This is a genomic window from Streptomyces sp. N50 (assembly GCF_033335955.1).
Taxonomy (GTDB): domain Bacteria; phylum Actinomycetota; class Actinomycetes; order Streptomycetales; family Streptomycetaceae; genus Streptomyces.
On record NZ_CP137549.1, the window covers coordinates 2,536,296 to 2,555,662 of the forward strand.

Sequence of the window (19,367 nt, forward strand, 5' to 3'; positions counted from 1 at the left end):
TTCTCCATATAAGAAAACGACAGAATAGGACACAGCCGAAACCTTCATGAAAAAACAAGGTGCCGTACTCATGTGAGGTGGGGGTTAGCCTGAGGCCATGCCTCGCTACGAGTACCGCTGCCGCACGTGCGGATCTACGTTCGAAGTCAGTCGGCCCATGGCGGAGTCGTCCGCTCCGGCGGACTGTCCCTCCGGGCATGACGACACGGTGAAGCTTCTGTCTGCTGTGGCTGTGGGGGGTACGTCCTCTGCCCCCGCGGCCGGCGGCGGCGGGGCGGCGGTTGTTGTGGTGGGGGCTGCTGCGGCTAGGCAGGGCCCTGTGCGTTGTCGGGTGCGGGCCGGTGGGGGCTGGTCGCGCAGTTCCCCGCGCCCCTAGGAGGTGGGGGTTGCCGTCGCTCGAAGAAACTCACGGAGGATCCGTTCTCCCGCCAGGACGCCGCGCTCGGGTAGGGCCGTGACGTTGGGGGCCGTCCATGCCTCGTCGGCCAGTTCGCCGTGGCCTGGGCGCCAGGCCTTGTCCGCTGCCAGCAGGAGGTCGGCGTCCAGTAGGGAATCGCCGGCCGCGAGGGTCAGGGTGGCGCCGGTGCGGTGGGCCAGTTCTCGCATGGCCGCGCTCTTGGTGAGGGGCTTGGGGACGGCGTAGATCTTGCGGCCCTGCAACGACACCGTCCAGCCGCGGTCCTCCGCCCAGACCGCCAGCTCCTTCACCCACTCCTCCGGGAGGAGTTCGCGCTCTACGACGAGGTAGGCGAAGAGGTCCTCGGCGATGCGGTGTTTGCGGACCCAGGCGGGGTCGGCGGAGGTCGCGAGGTGGTCCCGTACCTCCTCCAGGGGCGCGCACTCGGCGGCCAGCTTCGCCTGTACCCCTGCGTGCCAGTCCTCGTCGGTGACGCCGTCGACGAGGAGGTGGCCGCCGTTGGCGCAGATCGCGAACTTCGGTTCCGGGCCCGGCAGGTTGATGCGCTGGTACTGCTTGCGGCTGCGGGTGGTGGTCGGTACGAAGACGGCCGCGTCACCGAGTCCGCCGAGTTCGGTGAGCAGTTCGGCCGACGTCTCCGTCATGAAGGACAACGGCTTGCTCTCGTGCACCTCGACGCAGAGCAGCCGGGGCGCCCGCGCGTCCGGCATCGTGAGGGCGAGGGCGGCCGCGGAGTAGATGAGCGTACGGTCGAGGTCGCTCGCGACGAGTACCGTCATCAGACCGCCACCGCCTTGCCGTCGGCGCCGGTCGCACCGCGCGTGTACTTGGGGTGGATCAACCCCACGCAGGTGTACGGCAGTTCGGCGACCTCCTCGACGGGTACGCCCCGCTGCTCGGCGAGCAGCCTGACGTGGTCGAGGTCCGCGCCCGCGCCGGCCCGCGCGAGGATCTTCCAGGGCACCCGGCGCAGCAGCACCCGGGTGGTCTCGCCGACGCCGGGCTTGACGAGGTTCACGTCGTGGATGCCGTACTCCTCGCTGATCCGCTCAACTGCCGCCCAGCCCTCCCAGGTTGGGGTGCGGTCGGCGGCCAGCAGTTCCTTGGCGAGGACGGTCACGGCGTCCGTGACCTCCGGGAAGCGGGCGGCCACGGCGTCCAGGAAGTCCACGGAGACATCGGCTCCGGCGAGTTCGCGGTAGAACTTCGCGCCGTGGAAGTCGTGCGGGCCGACCAGGTCCGAGCGGAGCACCGTACGTGAAATCAGGCCCGACACGGTCGAGTTGAGGCAGGCGGAGGGGATGAGGAAGTCCTCGCGGGTGCCGTACGTCTTGACGCAGGAACCGGGGTCGGCGAGCACCGCGATCTCCGGGTCGAAGCCGGTGATTCCGTCGGACTCCTCGAACTCCCTGACCGCGTCGGTGAGTTCGCGGGTGATGGCGCCCTTGCCGGTCCAGCCGTCGACGAACACGACGTCGGCGGGGTCGTGGTGGGCGGCGAGCCAGCGGAGCGCGTTGGCGTCGATGCCTCGGCCGCGCACGATCGACACGGCGTAGTGCGGGAGGTCGAGACCGTGGCGGTACTGGGCCCAGCGGCGCATCAGGACGCCTACGGGGGTGCCGGCGCGGGCGAGCGAGACGAGTACGGGGTGCGGGGAGCGCTCGGCGAGGACGAGTTCGGTGACGGCGCCCACGGCGAGCGCGAGTCGGCCGGCGGCCTCGTCCAGGGCGGTGTGGAACAGCTGTTGATACTGCTCGCTCGGCTGGTACTCCACCGGGAGCGACTCCGCGTAGTGCGCGCCGCCGCTCTGGATGGCCTCCTCGCGCTCCTCGGTCGGCGCCTCCAGGGTCACGTCCGAGAGGTCCTGGAGCAGCCAGCCGACCTCTTCCGGCGCGTACGAGGAGAAGGCGGGGCCGCGGAGGGGGTCGGGGAGCATGGGGGGCCTTTCGGGGACGTACGAGGGCACTACCGCGAGGACGACGTGCGGGGTGTGTTCGGCGAGCCTCGCCAACAGGCCGTCCGGGGCGTGGAGTTCGGGGGTGTCGGCGGTGTCGTCGATCACGGCGACGACCGCGTCGAAACCGGCGCCGGCGATGTTGTAGGCGTAGCGGTCGCCCGGGCCGTCGGCCGGGGTGTCGTGGGCCGGGAAGGTGAGACGGGTGCGGATCGCGTAGCCAGGGTCGTCCACCGCGAGGACGGGTGAGCGGGTGGTGGTGGAGTACGTGACGCCGGCGTCCACGACCTGTTCCAGTTCGCGGGCGAGGCGGAGGGGGGCGTACATCAGCTCTTCGAACCCGAGGATGTGCACGCGGTGGGCGTCCTGTGGGAGTGCCTCGGCCAGGCGGGCGGCCATTGCGGGGAGGGCGCGTTCGAGGCGTATTCGGTGCTGGGGGGTGAAGCCGTGTCTTCCGCCGTCGGGGAGGTTTCTGGGCCAGCGGAGATCTACTTGGGTGATTCGGTTGTGGGTCGGGTGCGGGCCGGTGGGGGCCGGTCGCGCAGTTCCCCGCGCCCCTAGGGGGGTGGGGGCGGGGGGTTTCAAGGCTCGGGGCGGGCTCGGTGTTCGGGGTAATGGCATCGCCCTCGTCTTTCAGGGGCGCGGGGAACTGCGCGACCGGCCCCGACGGCGCCGCAGACGACTGACTACCCGCTTCGTACCTCGCCACCAGCTCCTGGCCCTTTTCCAGCACGCCCGCCGGCAGGCGAACCGTGCCGGACGCCGCCGCCACCAAGTCCACCCTCGCGCCGATCTCCGCCGCGAACTCGTCCAGCCGCCCCGCGTCCGCCGCCGAGCGCATGTCCACCAGGGCGACGACCACGTACCGGCCCCGGGGGTACCGCTGGTGCAGATCGCGGATCGTGTTCAGGACCGTGTTGCCCGTCGAGAACTCGTCGTCCACCAGGACCAACGGGCCGTCGCCCGAAAGGAGTTCGGGGTTCTCGGGGAGGAGCAGGTGGGACGTCGCGTGGGAGTGGGACTCCTCGAAGCCGCCTGCCGTGGCCACGCCGGGGACCGGGCGGCGGGTCGAGTGGAGGTAGGGCGCGACCGCGATGCCGTCGGCGACCGCGTGGCCCAGGCCCGTCGCCGTCTCCGCGTAGCCGAGGACCACCGCACGGGCGGATTCCTCCGCGCCGAGGAGCTCGCGGACCCGGCGGCCCAGGGTGAAGCCGTAGCCGTAGACGATCGACGGGGACTGGGGGACGTGCTTGCCCAGGACGTTCGACACTAGGAGGTGGGCCCGCTTGGGGTTGCGGCGGAGGGCCAGGCCCAGGAGGTTGGTCAGCTCGGGGTCGCCGAGCAGTTCGACACCGAGCCGCTCCGCGACCCAACTGCCCGACCAGACCCCGTCGTTCACTGCCTTGTTCATACGTCCCTTGCGATTCAGCCGGGGATTCCGGCGGCGAGCAGCTCCACGAAGCCGACGTCCTCGCGTGCGACCCCGAAGATCTCGGCGCGCAGCATCGTCCGCTCGGCCCAGGCGCGGTGCGGCTTCACCTCGTTCATCTTGTTCGTGTACGCCGAGCGCAGCACACCCCCGCCGCCCCGCTCGGGCCGCAGGATGTCCTGCGCGTCGCAGAACTCCTCGTGGCTGACCACGGACAGCGCGTGCACGGGCAGCACGTGGGTGGGGTGGATGCAGGTCTTGCCCAGCAGCCCGTTGGCCTGGTCTAGGGCGATCTCGCGCAGCAGGCCGTCCATCGCGTGCTCGATCAGCGCCTCGCGCAGCTCCTCCGCCTGGCCCTCCAGGAAGGGGCTGCGGCGCAGCTGCGGCTTGAACATGCGCTCCTGGACCCGGAAGTACTCCCACACCGGGCCGGTCACCGTGAAGCCGGTGCCGTCGGCGCGGCCCAGCATGTTCACCACGTCACCGATCACGTTGGCGACGATCTGGACGTCGTAGGCCGTCATGTCGGAGGCCCGGCGCAGGCCGTAGGAGGAGCAGAAGTCCGTCACGCCGAGGCGCAGGGCGAGGACGCGGTCGCGGTACTTGTCGACCGCCCGGGAGATGCCCTCCAGGGTCTCGACGCGTGACTCCCGGTACAGCAGCTCGGGCGATTCCAGGACCGGCATCCCGAACAGCCGGTGCCCGCTCGCCGCCTCCGCCGCGGCCAGCGCCTCCAGGAACGGCGTGCCGCTCTCCTCGGTGAACTTCGGCATCACGAAGCCGGAGAGCAGTTCTACGGCCGGGCCCATGCGGCGGACCAGATCGGGGATCTGCTCGGGCACGCGGACCCTGATGAAGAGCAGGGGAAGCTCGGTGTCCGGGCGGGCGGCCAGCTCGGTGAACTGCCGGACCAGGTTCTCCTCGGCGGCCGGTACGTCCTCGTCGCCGATCGAGTCCTCCAGGCACAGCACCATCGACACGACGCCGCGGCCCGCCAGCTTGACGATGTCGTCGGCGAGGTGGGGGCGGGTGGCCGGGCTGTAGAGCGTGGCGCCCAGGGCCGCGGCGAGCAGCCGGGCCGGGGAGTCCGCGTCGAACTCGCACGGCTCCTGGAAGAAGAGACGCTGCCGTACCTCAGGGGCAATGTGCCCGAAATGACGCATAAAGCTCCCCCGTGGTGACGTTGTGGTTCGTGATTGTTTTCGATAGGTGGCCGGTAATAGTACGTACAAACCCATGTCAGGGGTTCCCGCCGGGCATGAACTTCAGGTAACTCGGCCATGTCGGTGTCCGAACCCCCACGTTGTCGTGACCAGGACCGAGAGGGCAGGATGACCGCATGACGCACGCGATGCTGAAGGGGTCGAACGTCCCGCTGGAAGCCACCACGGTACGTGCCGTGCTGCGCTGGACCCCCGGGCAGGGGGTCCCGGACGTGGATGCCTCCGCGCTGCTCCTCGGCCCCGCCGGTCAGGTGCGTTCCGACGAGGACTTCGTCTTCTACAACCAGCCCCGGCACCCCTCCGGGAAGGTCTGGTGGCTCGGCAAGAAGCGTGTCGCGGAGGGTCCCACCGACACGATCCAGACAGATCTCGCCGGTGTCGAGCCCGAGGTCAGCCGGATTCTGGTGGTCGCTTCGGCGGAGGACAACACCTTCGACCGCGTAAAGGGGCTGCGCATCCTGCTGTACGACGCGGGTGTCGCCGAGGGTGAGCCGCTGCTGTATTTCGACATCAAGCCGGAGACCGGTGAGGAGACCGCGCTGATCTGTGGGGAGCTGTACCGGCGGGGTGACGGGTGGAAGTTCCGGGCGCTGGGTGAGGGGTACGCCAACGGGTTGCGCGGGCTGGCGATGGACTTCGGGATCACGGTGGACGAGTCGGAGGGGGTGGGTGCGGGGGCCGTTCCCGAGGTCTCGCAGCCGTTGCCTCCGGCGGTTCCGGTGCAGTTGCCTCCGGCGGTTCCCGTGCAGTCCGGGTACGGGTACCCCCCGTCCGAGGAGCCCGTGACTCAGCCGGCGTACGGGTATCCGCAGCCGGCGCCGGCGGGGACGTACGGGTATCCGCAGCCGGTGCCTTCGGCGATGGCGCCGGATCCTGACTTTCGTATGCCGCCGCAGGGGCCGCAGTTCATCTGACGTGGGGTCGGTAGTTCGTTTGGTGCGCGCCGGTGGGGGCTGGTCGCGCAGTTCCCCGCGCCCCTTAAAAGCAGGGCGCTAGCGCTCGACCTTTGTTTTGTAGCCCCGTCCCCACTGCAAGCCCCACCCGTACAGCCTGTCCAGTTCTGCCTGGAAGCCGTAGACGAACTTGACCTCGCGGCGGACGACCAGCTCGCCCTTGACGTTCTCGATCATGACGACCGCGCAGGAGCGGGCTTGCGGGTGGCGTTCGTCGAGGCCTATTTCGATGCGGGGGCCGTTGCTGGGGTAGAGGGTGACGATCGCGTGGGTGCGGTCGAAGGCGGGGGTCTGGTCGTAGATGTAGACGAAGACCAGGAGACGCTTGATCTGGTCGCGGTGGTCGAGGTTGACGTACATCGTCTCGCCGGACGCGGAGCCGAAGCGGTCGTCGCCGCTGAGCTTCACGTACGGGGGTGAGTTGACGTCTCCCAGGAGGCCGCCGAGGGGCTGGACGACGCCCTTGGTGCCGTCCATCAGTTCGTAGAGGCAGCCGAGGTCGAGGTCCACGTTGACCATGCTCTGGCTGTGGCCCATGACCTCCGGGGGCTTGAGCGCCTTGAAGGGGTGGCGCAGGAGGCTGTCGCGCTGGAGGCCGCCGATGTCGGAGGTCCGCATCCGCCAGGTGAGGTTGACGCGGAGGTTGCCGGTGGCCGCGCCCTGCTTGGTGAGCGAGACCTGGTGGTGCCGTTTGGTCAGTTCGATCGCGTTGCTGGCCGCGCTGCCCGAGTCGAAGTCGGCCTCGCGCCGCCAGATTCCGTCGAAGAAGCCCATTCCCGCCCCCACGTTCGCGTCCACACTGCGTATGACAAAGCCGTCGGGGCGGCCTGACAGAGGACATGTCCTCGACGGCCGCCCCGAACAGAAGCGTTCCCTCACCAGGGAGCTTGTCACACCCCGGACGGGACCTCAGTCTTCTCGTCCGAGCCTGCTTTTCCCTCGGCTTCCGCGAGGGCCTTGTTCCTGCGGACCGAGGACCAGAAGGACCAGCCGATCAGGATGACGCCGACCAGGCCGGTGATGACCTCGTTGATCTGGTACTGGATGGTGACCATAAGGATCACGGCCAGGGCGCCGATCGCGTAGTGCGCGCCGTGCTCCAGGTAGACGTAGTCGTCCAGCGTGCCCTGGCGGACCAGGTACACCGTCAGCGAGCGGACGTACATCGCGCCGATGCCGAGGCCGAGGGCCATGAGGACGATGTCGTTGGTGATGGCGAACGCGCCGATCACGCCGTCGAAGGAGAAGGACGCGTCCAGGACTTCGAGGTACAGGAACATGAAGAAGGCCGCCTGGCCGGCGAGGACGACCGCCGAGCGCTGCTTGCCGGTGCGCGCGGCCTCTTCCTCCTCCTCGTGCTCCCGCTCCTCCTCTTCTTCGAGCTTGTCCTCGAAGTAGCCGGAGAGCCCGCCGACGATCATGTACGTGATCAGGCCGGAGATACCGGCGATCAGGACCGTCTGCGCCTTGTCCGCGTGGGCGCCGCCGTGCTGGTGGGCGTGGGCCGCGAAGGTGAACGAGGTGATCAGCAGGACGATCAGGGCGATGCAGACCGACAGCATGTCGACCTTGCCGAGCTTGGCCAGCGGGCGCTCGATCCAGCGCAGCCACTGGATGTCCCGGTCCTCGAAGATGAAGTCGAGGAAGATCATCAGCAGGAACATGCCGCCGAAGGCCGCGATCGCCGGGTGGGCGTCGGTGACCAGCTGCTGGTAGTGGTCCTTGTTGTTGAGCGCGAGGTCGACCGCGTCGATCGGGCCGATCTTGGCGGTGACCGCGACGATGACGACGGGGAACACCAGCCGCATGCCGAAGACGGCGATCAGGACACCGATGGTGAGGAAGATCTTCTGCCAGAAGGCGGACATCTTCTTCAGGATCCCGGCGTTGACCACCGCGTTGTCGAAGGACAGCGAGATCTCCAGGACGGCCAGGATCGCCACGATGCCGAAGGCTTCCCACCCCCCGTAGAACGCCGCTGCGACAAGGCCGAGCGCGGTGACCGCGAACGACCAGCCGAAGGTTTTCAGAAGCACTGGCTACCCAATCGTGTGTTGGGGGTTCCCCCAGACGGAGTCTGGGGAGGGTCTTCCCCCCGCGCCGCACTCGGCTTTACTTAAAATTTGACGTCGAGCACTGAGTCTAGAGGGAGACTCCGCCGACCGGGACAGCCGGTGTGGATAACGCCTTTACGAGACGTTGACCCCGAAGTCCAGGGCGATGCCCCGCAGCCCGGACGCGTACCCCTGGCCGACCGCCCTGAACTTCCACTCGCCCTGGTAGCGGTAGAGCTCGCCGAAGATCATGGCCGTTTCGGTCGAGGCGTCCTCGGAGAGGTCGTAGCGGGCCAGCTCCTGGCCGTCGGCCTGGTTGACCACGCGGATGAAGGCGTTGCTGACCTGGCCGAAGGTCTGGCCCCTGTTGTCTGCGTCGTGGATGGAGACCGGGAAGACGATCTTGTCGACGTTGGCCGGCACCTTGGCGAGGTCGACCAGGATCGACTCGTCGTCACCCTCGCCCTCACCGGTGAGGTTGTCGCCGGTGTGCTCCACCGAACCGTCCGGGCTCGTGAGCTGGTTGTAGAAGATGAACCACTCGTCGCCCAGCACCCGGCCGCCGTTGCACAGCAGCGCGCTGGCGTCGAGGTCGAAGTCGGCTCCGGTGGTGGAGCGTGCGTCCCAGCCGAGGCCGATCAGAACGTTCGTGAGGTTCGGTGCGGCCTTGGACAGGGAGACATTGCCCCCCTTGGCGAGCGTGACGCCCATAGTGCTGGTCCTCCCCGAGGTGATGCTTCTCTGGTTGTCCTGCGCTCCCCCGGAGGGGAGACCCCCCGGGCGCCACGCGAACCGCGCGGCGCCCGGGCGGTGAAGCCTCCGTACGTCAGGCGTCCGTACCCCGGACGCCCGTACCGCAGACGCCCGGACGTCAGACGTTGACGCCGAAGTCCTGGGCGATGCCGCGCAGGCCCGAGGCGTAGCCCTGGCCGATGGCGCGGAACTTCCACTCCGCGCCGTTGCGGTACAGCTCGCCGAAGACCATGGCCGTCTCGGTCGAGGCGTCCTCGGAGAGGTCGTAGCGGGCGATCTCGGCGCCGCCGGCCTGGTTCACCACGCGGATGAACGCGTTGCGGACCTGGCCGAAGGACTGCTGGCGGTTCTCGGCGTCGTAGATCGAGACCGGGAAGGTGATCTTGTCGACGTCCGCCGGGACCGCCGCGAGGTTCACCTTGATCGCCTCGTCGTCGCCCTCGCCCTCACCGGTGGTGTTGTCACCGGTGTGCTCGACGGAGCCGTCGGGGCTCTTGAGGTTGTTGAAGAAGACGAAGTTCGCGTCACTGGCGACCTTGCCCGCGCTGTTCAGCAGGAGTGCGCTGGCGTCGAGGTCGAAGTCGGTGCCGGTGGTGGTGCGGACGTCCCACCCCAGACCGACGATGACCGCGGTCAGGCCCGGGGCCTCCTTGGTCAGTGATACGTTGCCGCCCTTGCTGAGGCTGACTCCCACGAGTCCTCCATTGGTGTCCAGGGGCGGGGATGCCCCGTAGTGCGTCGGTATCGGATCAACGTCTCGATCCTAGTGACGGGTTCCCGACCCTCGCAGGCTCTGGAACCTAACAATCACAGGCTGTCGAGCGCCTTCACGTACTCGTTGAGGTCCCGCGCGTCCGGCAGGCCGTTGACGACCGTCCAGCGCACGACGCCCTCCTTGTCGATGACGAAGGTCCCGCGCACGGCGCAGCCCTTGTCCTCGTCGAAGACGCCGTAGGCGCGCGAAGTGTTGCCGTGCGGCCAGAAGTCGGAGAGCAGCGGGTACTCCAGGCCCTCCTGCTCGGCGAAGACGCGCAGGGTGTGGATGGAGTCGTTCGAGACCGCGAGGAGCTGGGTGTCGCGGTCGGTGAACTGCGGCAGGTTGTCCCGCAGGGAGCACAGCTCGCCGGTGCAGACGCCGGTGAAGGCGAAGGGGTAGAAGAGCAGCACCACATTCTTCTCGCCCCGGAAGTCGGACAGCTTCACGGTGGCGCCGTGGTTGTCCTTGAGCTCGAAATCGGGGGCCTTGTCGCCGACCTGGATCGCCATCTCGTCCTGCATCCCTTCGGTGGGGCTGTTCGGGTGAGACCACCCGTGCGTCCACCCTACGCAGCGATCACCGCATGCGGACGGACGGGCTGGCGTGGCCAGCCCGTCCGGGATTCAACGATCGAGGTACCTCCGGCGACTACCTCTTGGACTTGGCTGCCTTGGGCGTCACCAGCCGGCTGCCACTCCAGTCCTTGCCCACGCTGACGCTCTTGGCCGCGGAAAGGCCCGCGGTCGTGGCGGCTTCCGAGATGTCGCTGGGCTCGACGTAGCCGTCACGGCCGGTCTTCGGCGTCAGCAGCAGGATCGAGCCGCCCTCCTCGACGTACGAGATGGCGTCCACCAGCACGTCGGTCAGGTCGCCGTCCTCGTCGCGGAACCACAGCACCACGGCATCGGCGACGTCGTCGTAGTCCTCGTCCACCAGGTCGCTGCCGATGACTTCTTCAATGGCCTCGCGGAGTTCCTGGTCTACGTCGTCGTCGTAGCCGATCTCCTGGACCACCTGCTCGGGCTGGAACCCCAGCCTTGCGGCAGGGTTCGTCCGCTCCTCCGCGTGGTCCGCGGTCGCGCTCACGGGTTGCCTCCTGATCATGTCTTGATGAATGTCCAGCATCGCGCGTGCGCGAAGCATTGGCCGTAGTCCACACGGACGGGCCGGATCGCGCAAGTACCCGGCGATTCGGAACGCCGAAACGGTGACGATCCTGGCCGTGTCGCCGCAACTCCAGGCACGCTATCGCGGCCGCCGGTGACGTACACCACAGCGTTCTGCCCGGTTTGCACGTTTGAGAACCCTCCGAGGGTACGCGACTCGAATGACTTTGCTAAACGAGTCACGGTTACCTCACGGTAGAGATGACGATTGCCGCCCTGCGGTAGACCATGGGGAACGGTGCAACTCCCCCCTATGACACGTTTTCCCCTCTGACACGTTTTCCCCTCGACACGTAAGGAACAGCGTGGCTTCCGGATCCGATCGCAATCCGATCATCATTGGCGGCCTTCCGAGTCAGGTTCCTGACTTCGATCCCGAAGAGACCCAGGAGTGGCTCGACTCGCTCGACGCCGCCGTGGACCAGCGCGGCCGTGAGCGGGCCCGCTATCTGATGCTCCGGCTGATCGAGCGGGCCCGCGAGAAGCGCGTGGCCGTGCCCGAGATGCGCAGCACGGACTACGTCAACACGATCGCCACCAAGGACGAGCCGTTCTTCCCCGGCAACGAGGAGATCGAGCGCAAGATCCTGAACGCGACCCGCTGGAACGCCGCGGTGATGGTGTCCCGGGCCCAGCGTCCCGGCATCGGCGTCGGCGGCCACATCGCCACGTTCGCGTCCTCCGCCTCGCTCTACGACGTGGGCTTCAACCACTTCTTCCGGGGCAAGGACCAGGGCGACGGCGGCGACCAGATCTTCTTCCAGGGGCACGCCTCGCCGGGCATCTACGCCCGCGCGTTCCTCCTGGACCGGCTCAGCGAGCAGCAGCTGGACGCGTTCCGCCAGGAGAAGTCGAAGGCGCCGTACGGGCTGTCCTCGTACCCGCACCCGCGGTCGATGCCGGACTTCTGGGAGTTCCCGACCGTGTCGATGGGCCTGGGCCCGCTCGGCGCGATCTTCCAGGCGCGGATGAACCGCTACATGGAGGCGCGCGGGATCGCGGACACGTCGCGGTCGCACGTGTGGGCCTTCCTCGGCGACGGCGAGATGGACGAGCCGGAGTCGCTCGGCCAGCTGTCGATCGCGGCGCGCGAGGGCCTGGACAACCTGACCTTCGTCGTCAACTGCAACCTCCAGCGGCTCGACGGCCCGGTGCGCGGCAACGGCAAGATCATCCAGGAGCTGGAGTCGCAGTTCCGGGGCGCCGGCTGGAACGTCATCAAGCTGGTCTGGGACCGCACCTGGGACCCGCTGCTCGCCCAGGACCGCGACGGCGTGCTGGTCAACCAGCTCAACACCACGCCGGACGGCCAGTTCCAGACGTACGCCACGGAGACCGGCGCGTACATCCGCGAGCACTTCTTCGGGCACGACCACCGGCTGCGCGCGATGGTCGAGAACATGACCGACGACCAGATCCTGCACCTGGGGCGCGGCGGACACGACCACCAGAAGGTCTACGCGGCCTTCGCGGCGGCCAAGCAGCACCAGGGCCAGCCGACCGTCGTCCTCGCGCAGACGGTCAAGGGCTGGACGCTGGGCCCCAACTTCGAGGGCCGCAACGCCACGCACCAGATGAAGAAGCTGACGGTCGCCGACCTCAAGGGCTTCCGCGACCGCCTCCACCTCCCGATCACCGACCAGGAGTTGGAGTCCGGCGCGCCGCCGTACTTCCACCCGGGCCGGAACTCGGAGGAGATCCAGTACATGCACGACCGGCGCAACGCGCTGGGCGGCTACGTCCCAACGCGTGTCGTCCGCTCCAAGCCGCTGGCCCTCCCCGAGGACAAGACGTACGCGAGTGTGAAGAAGGGTTCGGGCCAGCAGTCGATCGCCACCACCATGGCGTTCGTACGACTGCTCAAGGACCTCATGCGGGACAAGGAGATCGGCCGTCGGTTCGTGCTGATCGCGCCGGACGAGTACCGCACGTTCGGCATGGACTCCTTCTTCCCGAGCGCGAAGATCTACAACCCGCTGGGCCAGCAGTACGAGTCGGTCGACCGTGAACTCCTGCTCGCCTACAAGGAGTCGCCGACCGGGCAGATGCTGCACGACGGCATCTCGGAGGCGGGCTGTACGGCCTCGCTGATCGCGGCGGGTTCGGCGTACGCGACACACGGCGAGCCGCTCATCCCGGTCTACGTCTTCTACTCGATGTTCGGTTTCCAGCGCACCGGTGACCAGTTCTGGCAGATGGCCGACCAGTTGGCGCGCGGTTTCGTGCTGGGTGCGACCGCGGGTCGTACGACTCTGACCGGCGAGGGACTCCAACACGCGGACGGCCACTCGCAGTTGCTGGCGTCCACCAACCCGGGGTGTGTCGCCTACGACCCGGCGTACTCGTACGAGATCGCGTACATCGTGCAGGACGGGCTGCGGCGGATGTACGGCTCGGACGCGGAACACCCGCACGGCGAGGACGTCTTCTACTACCTCACCGTCTACAACGAGCCGATCCAGCACCCGGCCGAGCCGTCCGATGTCGACGTGGAGGGCATCCTCAAGGGCGTCCACCGGATCAGTCGGGGCGCCTCGGGGACGGTTCCGGCGCAGATCATGGCGTCCGGGGTCGCGGTCCCGTGGGCTCTTGAGGCCCAGCGGATTCTCGCCGAGGAGTGGAACGTCCGGGCCGATGTGTGGTCCGCGACCTCCTGGAACGAGCTGCGGCGCGAGGCGGTCGAGGTGGAGCGGCACAACTTGCTGCATCCCGAGGAGGAGCAGCAGGTTCCTTATGTCACGCGGAAGTTGAGCGGGGCGGAGGGGCCGTTCGTGGCGGTTTCCGACTGGATGCGGTCGGTTCCTGACCAGATCTCGCGGTGGGTGCCGGGCACTTATCAGTCGTTGGGGGCTGATGGGTTCGGGTTCGCGGACACGCGGGGGGCGGCTCGGCGGTTCTTCCACATCGACGCGCAGTCGGTTGTGGTGGCTGTGCTGACGGAGTTGGCGCGGGAGGGGAAGGTCGATCGGTCCGTGTTGAAGCAGGCGATCGATCGGTATCAGTTGCTGGATGTTGCTTCGGCTGACCCCGGTGCGGCTGGAGGAGATGCGTAGTTCTTTGGCCGCGGGTGCGTGGGGGCTGGTCGCGCAGTTCCCCGCGCCCCTCAAAGGCAGCCCCTTTGGGGCGCCTTTGAGGGGCATCCCCGCGCCCTAACATGCGGGCATGAACGAACCATCGGCACAAGCTCGTTGGGAGCAGCGGACTCAGCGGCCGCTGCTGGCGCTCGCGGTCGGGTTTGCCGTGGCCTATGCCGTGCCGATCGTGGACTCGACCGCCGGGCACCGGCTGACGACGGTGTGCACGGTGGTCGAGTGGGTGGTGTGGGGGGCGTTCGCCGCCGACTATCTGATGCGGCTGGCGATGTCACGGGACCGGCGGCGGTTCGTGCGGACGCACTGGATGGACCTGTGCGCGGTCGTGCTGCCGATACTTCAGCCGCTACGGCTCCTGCGCATGGTGTCCACGCTGATACTCGTCGGACGCCGGGCCCGGATGGCCTCGCAGATCCAGCTGACGACGTATGTCGCCGGCGCGGTGATCGGGCTGCTGATGTTCGGTTCGCTGGCGGTCCTGTCCGTCGAACGCGACTCGCCCAACGGGAACATCCGGACGCTGGGTGACGCCGTGTGGTGGTCCTTCACCACGATGACGACGGTGGGGTACGGGGACCACGCCCCGACCACCGGGCTCGGCCGGATGATCGCCGTCGGCCTGATGCTCTCCGGGATCGCGCTGCTCGGTGTCGTCACCGCGAACATCGCCACGTGGTTCATCGCCCGCTTCGAGAAGGACGACGTGGAGGAGCGGCGCCAGACCCTGGCGATCGAGGCGCTGGCGGAGGAGGTGCGGGGGTTGCGGGCGGAGGTGGCGGCGTTGTCGGGGGTGCGGGGGATGTCTCTGGGGCGGGGGTGGTGGTCGGCTCCGGGGCAGGGGGGATGGCCGTCTCCGAGACGGGGGTGGTGGCTGGCTCCGAGGCAGGGGCGGTGACCGGCTCCGGGGCGGAGGCTGCAGTCGTCTCCGGGGCATAGGTGACGGCGTTGACGGGGGTGCGGGTGGCCGACTCCGGGGCAGGGGTGACGGCCCTGTCCGTGGCGTCGGAGGCGGACTCCTCCGGGTTGTCGGAAGCGGGTCCCTCCGGGCCGGGCGGCAGTCCCCTCCCGGGGCGGGGGCAGTGCCCCTCTCCGCTCGGCCTCCGTTCAGGGCGGATGCCGCTCGGGCTCGGCCCGGACGAACGTCCGCTCCACCCCGGCTCAGCAGAAGGTCCAGCTCACCCCGGCCAAGACAAACGTCCGCTCAAGCCCAGTTCAGCAGACCCTACAACTCGCCCCGGCCTGGACGAACTTCCGCTCAACCCCAGCTCCGCAGAAGCTCCAACTCACCCCGGCCCGGACGAACCTCCGCTCGGCCTCCGTCCAGCGGCAGGTCCGCTCAGCCTTCGCTCAGAAGAACGTCCACAGCACCGCCGCCAGCGTGTCGATCGCGCCCAGGACCAGGGCCACCAACGCCATCACCCGGCGGGAGCCCGTCCATCTGCGGCCCATGGCCAGCCAGCCGCAGATCACCGCGATCGGGCCGAGGACGATCCCCAGGTTCCCCGCCAGGAAGAAGCCCGCGATCGCGCAGACCAGGCCGATGATGGCGAGCGTCGCGCGGTCCGGCCCGCTCCCTGACCCCATGCGGCCACGCGAGCGGGGGTTCCTGCGCGTTCCGTTGCCGAAGCCCGTCATCGTCAACTCCCTGGGCGTCCATGCCAGTTCGGCCAGTTCCCTACGGTGACCGGATACCCGCGTACACGCAAAAAAAGCCTGCTTGCGCGCTGCCCCCCTCCGGCAGCGCGCCGCAGACCAACCCGTCCCCCCTGCCCTGCGGAGGACTTGACCCACTGTGACCTGCGGCGCGTGCCGGGTGCCAGGAATCTTTAGCGGAGTCACCCTGATAGGCGAACTCGGCCTGGGAGAGGGTTAGATGTGGGCCGCGCCCGCGCCCGCCTCCGCGTTCTCGCCGCGCTTGGTCAGGAGTGCCACGAAGACTGCTACCACCGCTACGCCGGCCGCGACGAGGCAGGCCAGGCTCATGCCGGAGATGAACGTGTCGTGGGCGACCTGCGTGATCTTCGCGGCGATCGTCTCCGGGGTGTTCGGGGCGATCGGGGCCACGCCGACCTGGACCGCCTCGGCGGCCGCGTCCAGTTGGGGCTGGGTGAGCTTGGGCAGGCCCGCGTCCGTCCAGTTGCCGGCGAGGTCGCTGTCGACGCGGGATGCCATCACGGCTCCGAGGACGGCCGTACCGAGGCTGCCGCCGATCTGCATCGCGGCCTGCTGGAGACCGCCGGCGACACCGGACAGCTCCATGGGCGCGTTGCCCACGATGACCTCGGTCGCGCCGACCATCACCGGGGCGAGGCCGAAGCCCAGCAGGGCGAACCAGATCGACATGACGCCGCTGCCGGTGTTCGAGGTGAGGGTGGACATGCCGTACATCGCGATCGCGGTCGCCGCCATGCCTCCCGCCAGCGGGATGCGCGGGCCGAGCTTGGTGATCGCGGCGCCGGCGAGCGGGGAGCCGACGATCATCATCCCGGTGAGCGGGAGAAGGTGGAGACCGGCGTCGATCGGGCTCATACCGTGCACGTTCTGCAAGTAGAACGTCACGAAGAACAGGCCGCCCATGAAGGCGATCGCCATCAGGACCATCAGCACGACGCCCGCGGACAGCGGGACCGAGCGGAACAGGCCCAGGGGGATGAGAGGTTCCGCGACCTTCTGCTCCCAGAACGCGAACAGCGCGAAGCCCAGCACCGACACGGCGAGGAACGTCCAGGTCGTGCCGGAGCCCCAGCCCCAGGTCGGCGCCTTGATGAGGGCCCAGACGAGGCAGAACATCGCGCCGGAGAGCAGCACGATGCCGAGGATGTCGAAGGAGCGGGGGGCGTTCTCGGCTCGGTGGTCCCGGAGGATCAGCAGGCCTAGGACCAGCGCGATGGCGCCGACCGGCACGTTGATGAAGAACACCGACTGCCAGTTGACGTGCTCGACGAGCACCCCGCCGAGGATCGGGCCGCCCGCGGTGGAGGCGCCGATGACCATGCCCCACAGGCCGATCGCCATGTTGAGCTTCTCGGCCGGGAAGGTGGCCCGCAGCAGGCCGAGCGCGGCCGGCATCAGCAGCGCCCCGAACAGCCCCTGGAGCACGCGGAACGTGACGACGAACGCGATGCTGTGCGAGAGCCCGATCGCGCCGGACGCGAGGGCGAAGCCGCTCACGCCGATCAGGAAGGTCTGGCGGTGGCCGAAGCGGTCACCGAGCTTGCCGGCGGTGATGAGGGAGACCGCGAGGGCGAGGAAGTAGCCGTTGGTGATCCACTGGACGTCGGCGAAGCTGGCGCCGAGGTCCTTCTGGATGGCCGGGTTGGCGATGGCGACGATGGTGCCGTCGAGGGCCACCATCATGACGCCGACGGCGACGGTTATGAGGGTGAACCACGGGTGGCCGCGCAGCCCCGTGGACGGCGTCGGGTCGGACGGGGCGGCTGGTGCCTTGTCCCCCGGCCCCGTCGCGCTGATGGTGGTCTGACTAGTCATACACGCGAGGCTAGTGTCAGCCACTGACAATTGACAAACAGGTTCAGATGTCGGCGACTGTCAACAATCGCGAGGAGAACAGCATGGAGACGTTGCGCGAGCGCAAGAAGGCGCGTACGCGGGACGCGCTGCTGCGTGCCGCCCTGGAGCTGTTCACGGCCAAGGGGTACGAGCGGACCACGGTCGACGAGATCACCGAGGCCGTCGACGTCTCGCAGCGCACCTTCTTCCGCTACTTCGCGGGCAAGGAGGAGGCCGCGTTCTTCGTGCCCCGGCTCACGGAGAGGCACTTCGTCACGGCCGTCCGCGCCCGCCCGCCGCACGAGGCCCCGCTGGAGGCGCTGCGCCGGGCCGTGCTGGAGAGCTGGGACACCATCAACGAGGCGATCCAGCAGGTCGTACCGCTGGACCTGCACATGCGCACCTACCGCGTGATCGAGTCGACGCCCGCGCTGCTCGCCGCCCATCTGCGGCGCTCGCAGGAGCTGGAGGAGGAGCTGGCGCAGATCATCGCCCGGCGCGAAGGGCTCGACGTGGACGCGGACCCCCGGCCGCGCGTGGTCGTGGCCGTGTTCAGCGGGGTGATGCGGGTGGTGGAGCGGATGTGGATCGCGGGCGACGACCTCAGCATCGAGGCGATGCGCGAGCTGACCGCCGGCTACCTGGACGGGGTGGGACCCGCGCTCGCCGGGAACTGGCGCACGAGCCGCACGGGATGAGTCGTACTGAGTTTCTCGTCACGCCCCACTGAAACGTGATCCCCGTCACTCGGTTAACGCGAGACCCTCTCGTTCTCCTAGTGTGTCCTCCCAGTGACTTCCTTCGACTCCTCCCCCACGCTGAACGCCTGGCGCGCACTGGCCGCGCTGGCCGTGGTGTTCGTGATGCTGGCGACCACCGGTTGGACCGCGGTCCGCAGCCACCCCGGGAAAACGGCGCTCCAGACCTCCCTCTCCGCGTGGGAGCACGGCCACATCAACGGGCGCGAGCTGCCCGACCCGGACGCCTCCCCGACCCGGCTGGCCCGGTTCTTCGCCTCGCTCACCGCGCAGCAGCGGACGCGCCTCGCGCACCGCTACCCGCTCGCGGTCGGCAACATGAACGGCGCCCCGGTCTCGCTGCGCTACCGCGCCAACCGCGTCGCCCTCGACCAGCAGCGCAAGGTCGAGAAGAAGCGCATGCACGACAACCGCCTCACGCCACTGGGCCAGCAGGACGCGGGCCGCCTCATGCACCGCTTCGAGGCGCTGATGACCGAGGGCCGCCACATCCTGGCCTTCGACCCCGAGGGTTCGGGCCGCATCGCCGAGGTCTTCGGCGACCTGGACACCGCGCAGCGCGTCTCGGTCATCGTCCCCGGCGTCGACACCGACCTGCTCACGTTCCAGAAGACGAACAAGGACTACTCGGCACCGGTCGGCATGGCGCAGAACCTGTACGCGGCCGAGAACACGGCGAAGTCCGCGACGGACACGACAGGCGTGCGTACGGCGGTCATCGCCTGGGCCGACTACACCTCCCCCGGCGGCCTCGGCATCGACTCGGCCACCGCGGGACGCGCCGAGGCGGGCGCCGTACGGCTGAACGCGCTGGTGCGGGCGCTGCCCGGGACCTCGCAGGTCGCCCTGTTCTGCCACAGCTACGGCTCGGTGGTGTGCGGGGTCGCCGCGCACGAACTACCGGCGCGGGTGACCGACATCGCGGTGGCGGGCAGCCCCGGTATGCGCACCTCCAGCGCCGCCCACCTGCACACACGTGCCCGGGTGTGGGCGATGCGGGACGCGAACGACTGGATCCAGGACGTGCCGTACATGGAGCTCGGCGGCCTCGGGCACGGCGAGGACCCGGTGTCGAACGCGTTCGGCGCGCGCGTGCTGTCCGCGAAGGACGCGGAGGGCCACACCGGTTACTTCGCGGCGGGCACCGACAGCCTCACCAACTTCGCCGACATCGGGGTTGGCGCGTACCGCTCGGTGACGTGCGCGCACGAAGGTGACACCTGCCGAGAGGGTTTGTCCGGCGCCTCGGCGGCCGGACGCGCGTAGAAACAGCAGGAAGTGCGGTCTGCGCGGGGATGGG

At 68.8% G+C, this 19,367-nt stretch carries 15 protein-coding genes and 2 pseudogenes; 6 read left to right on the plus strand and 11 right to left on the minus strand.

Annotation, left to right across the window (positions count from 1 at the left end):
• Nucleotides 1-97 precede the first annotated feature (97 nt).
• A pseudogene (locus R2B38_RS11085) lies at nt 98-309 on the plus strand (FmdB family zinc ribbon protein).
• Nucleotides 310-372: 63 nt separating this feature from the next.
• Here R2B38_RS11085 and R2B38_RS11090 read toward each other — a convergent pair.
• The 3 genes and pseudogenes from R2B38_RS11090 to R2B38_RS11100 form a co-directional block, all read right to left on the minus strand.
• A complete protein-coding gene (locus R2B38_RS11090; RefSeq protein ID WP_318016084.1) occupies nt 373-1,197 on the minus strand; it encodes an HAD family hydrolase in 825 nt (274 codons plus the stop codon).
• Nucleotides 1,197-3,783, minus strand: a pseudogene (locus R2B38_RS11095) (phosphoribosyltransferase). Before R2B38_RS11095 ends, R2B38_RS11090 begins: the two are co-directional and overlap by 1 nt.
• 14 nt (nt 3,784-3,797) lie before the next feature.
• Complete coding sequence (locus R2B38_RS11100) at nt 3,798-4,964, minus strand: HpcH/HpaI aldolase/citrate lyase family protein (protein ID WP_318016085.1); 1,167 nt, start codon at nt 4,962-4,964, stop codon at nt 3,798-3,800.
• 176 nt (nt 4,965-5,140) lie between these two features.
• On the opposite strand from R2B38_RS11100, the gene R2B38_RS11105 reads away from it, so the two are divergent.
• Complete coding sequence (locus R2B38_RS11105; RefSeq protein WP_318016086.1) at nt 5,141-5,938, plus strand: TerD family protein; 798 nt, start codon at nt 5,141-5,143, stop codon at nt 5,936-5,938.
• Nucleotides 5,939-6,016: 78 nt separating this feature from the next.
• Here R2B38_RS11105 and R2B38_RS11110 read toward each other — a convergent pair whose 3' ends face one another.
• From R2B38_RS11110 to R2B38_RS11135, 6 genes are all read right to left on the minus strand, one after another.
• A complete protein-coding gene (locus tag R2B38_RS11110; RefSeq protein WP_033286889.1) occupies nt 6,017-6,751 on the minus strand; it encodes a TerD family protein in 735 nt (244 codons plus the stop codon).
• A gap of 116 nt (nt 6,752-6,867) precedes the next feature.
• Nucleotides 6,868-8,013 (minus strand): DUF475 domain-containing protein, encoded by a 1,146-nt coding sequence (locus R2B38_RS11115; RefSeq protein WP_318016087.1) that lies wholly within the window; start codon nt 8,011-8,013, stop codon nt 6,868-6,870.
• Nucleotides 8,014-8,166: 153 nt separating this feature from the next.
• Nucleotides 8,167-8,742 carry a TerD family protein gene (locus tag R2B38_RS11120; RefSeq protein ID WP_033286888.1) on the minus strand — a complete coding sequence of 192 codons (576 nt, stop codon included), beginning with the start codon at nt 8,740-8,742 and terminating at the stop codon, nt 8,167-8,169.
• A 160-nt stretch (nt 8,743-8,902) separates the two neighbouring features.
• A complete protein-coding gene (locus tag R2B38_RS11125) occupies nt 8,903-9,478 on the minus strand; it encodes a TerD family protein (protein ID WP_019060360.1) in 576 nt (191 codons plus the stop codon).
• A gap of 113 nt (nt 9,479-9,591) precedes the next feature.
• Nucleotides 9,592-10,050, minus strand: coding sequence for a peroxiredoxin (locus R2B38_RS11130; RefSeq protein WP_318016088.1), 459 nt, complete (start codon nt 10,048-10,050; stop codon nt 9,592-9,594).
• A 139-nt stretch (nt 10,051-10,189) separates the two neighbouring features.
• Entirely contained in the window at nt 10,190-10,627 is a 438-nt protein-coding gene (locus tag R2B38_RS11135; RefSeq protein WP_019067106.1) for a DUF3052 domain-containing protein, read from the minus strand.
• 385 nt (nt 10,628-11,012) lie between these two features.
• Here R2B38_RS11135 and aceE point away from each other — a divergent pair, with 385 nt between their 5' ends.
• A complete protein-coding gene (gene aceE, locus R2B38_RS11140) occupies nt 11,013-13,760 on the plus strand; it encodes a pyruvate dehydrogenase (acetyl-transferring), homodimeric type (protein WP_318016089.1) in 2,748 nt (915 codons plus the stop codon).
• A gap of 109 nt (nt 13,761-13,869) precedes the next feature.
• Complete coding sequence (locus R2B38_RS11145; RefSeq protein WP_318016090.1) at nt 13,870-14,694, plus strand: potassium channel family protein; 825 nt, start codon at nt 13,870-13,872, stop codon at nt 14,692-14,694.
• Nucleotides 14,695-15,146: 452 nt separating this feature from the next.
• Here the strand turns inward: R2B38_RS11145 and R2B38_RS11150 are convergent, their stop codons facing one another.
• Together R2B38_RS11150 and R2B38_RS11155 are read right to left on the minus strand one after the other, a co-directional pair.
• Nucleotides 15,147-15,434 carry a DUF4190 domain-containing protein gene (locus R2B38_RS11150; RefSeq protein WP_318016091.1) on the minus strand — a complete coding sequence of 96 codons (288 nt, stop codon included), beginning with the start codon at nt 15,432-15,434 and terminating at the stop codon, nt 15,147-15,149.
• A gap of 234 nt (nt 15,435-15,668) precedes the next feature.
• Nucleotides 15,669-17,288: an MFS transporter gene (locus R2B38_RS11155; RefSeq protein WP_033286885.1), complete on the minus strand. Its 1,620-nt coding sequence runs from the start codon at nt 17,286-17,288 to the stop codon at nt 15,669-15,671.
• A gap of 83 nt (nt 17,289-17,371) precedes the next feature.
• On the opposite strand from R2B38_RS11155, the gene R2B38_RS11160 reads away from it, so the two are divergent.
• Both R2B38_RS11160 and R2B38_RS11165 read left to right on the plus strand, forming a co-directional pair.
• Nucleotides 17,372-18,007, plus strand: coding sequence for a TetR family transcriptional regulator (locus R2B38_RS11160; RefSeq protein WP_318016092.1), 636 nt, complete (start codon nt 17,372-17,374; stop codon nt 18,005-18,007).
• 93 nt (nt 18,008-18,100) lie between these two features.
• Nucleotides 18,101-19,333, plus strand: a complete 1,233-nt coding sequence (locus R2B38_RS11165) for an alpha/beta hydrolase (protein ID WP_318016093.1) — start codon at nt 18,101-18,103, stop codon at nt 19,331-19,333.
• The last annotated feature ends 34 nt before the right edge of the window (nt 19,334-19,367 follow it).

Excerpts from the sequence above, each read along its gene's own strand:
- R2B38_RS11090 (WP_318016084.1), bottom strand. The coding sequence starts at position 1,197 with ATGACGGTACTCGTCGCGAGCGACCTCGACCGTACGCTCATCTACTCC.
- R2B38_RS11100 (WP_318016085.1), bottom strand. The coding sequence starts at position 4,964 with ATGCGTCATTTCGGGCACATTGCCCCTGAGGTACGGCAGCGTCTCTTC.
- R2B38_RS11105 (WP_318016086.1), top strand. The coding sequence starts at position 5,141 with ATGACGCACGCGATGCTGAAGGGGTCGAACGTCCCGCTGGAAGCCACC.
- R2B38_RS11110 (WP_033286889.1), bottom strand. The coding sequence starts at position 6,751 with ATGGGCTTCTTCGACGGAATCTGGCGGCGCGAGGCCGACTTCGACTCG.
- R2B38_RS11120 (WP_033286888.1), bottom strand. The coding sequence starts at position 8,742 with ATGGGCGTCACGCTCGCCAAGGGGGGCAATGTCTCCCTGTCCAAGGCC.
- R2B38_RS11130 (WP_318016088.1), bottom strand. The coding sequence starts at position 10,050 with ATGGCGATCCAGGTCGGCGACAAGGCCCCCGATTTCGAGCTCAAGGAC.
- R2B38_RS11145 (WP_318016090.1), top strand. The coding sequence starts at position 13,870 with ATGAACGAACCATCGGCACAAGCTCGTTGGGAGCAGCGGACTCAGCGG.
- R2B38_RS11150 (WP_318016091.1), bottom strand. The coding sequence starts at position 15,434 with ATGACGGGCTTCGGCAACGGAACGCGCAGGAACCCCCGCTCGCGTGGC.
- R2B38_RS11155 (WP_033286885.1), bottom strand. The coding sequence starts at position 17,288 with ATGACTAGTCAGACCACCATCAGCGCGACGGGGCCGGGGGACAAGGCA.
- R2B38_RS11160 (WP_318016092.1), top strand. The coding sequence starts at position 17,372 with ATGGAGACGTTGCGCGAGCGCAAGAAGGCGCGTACGCGGGACGCGCTG.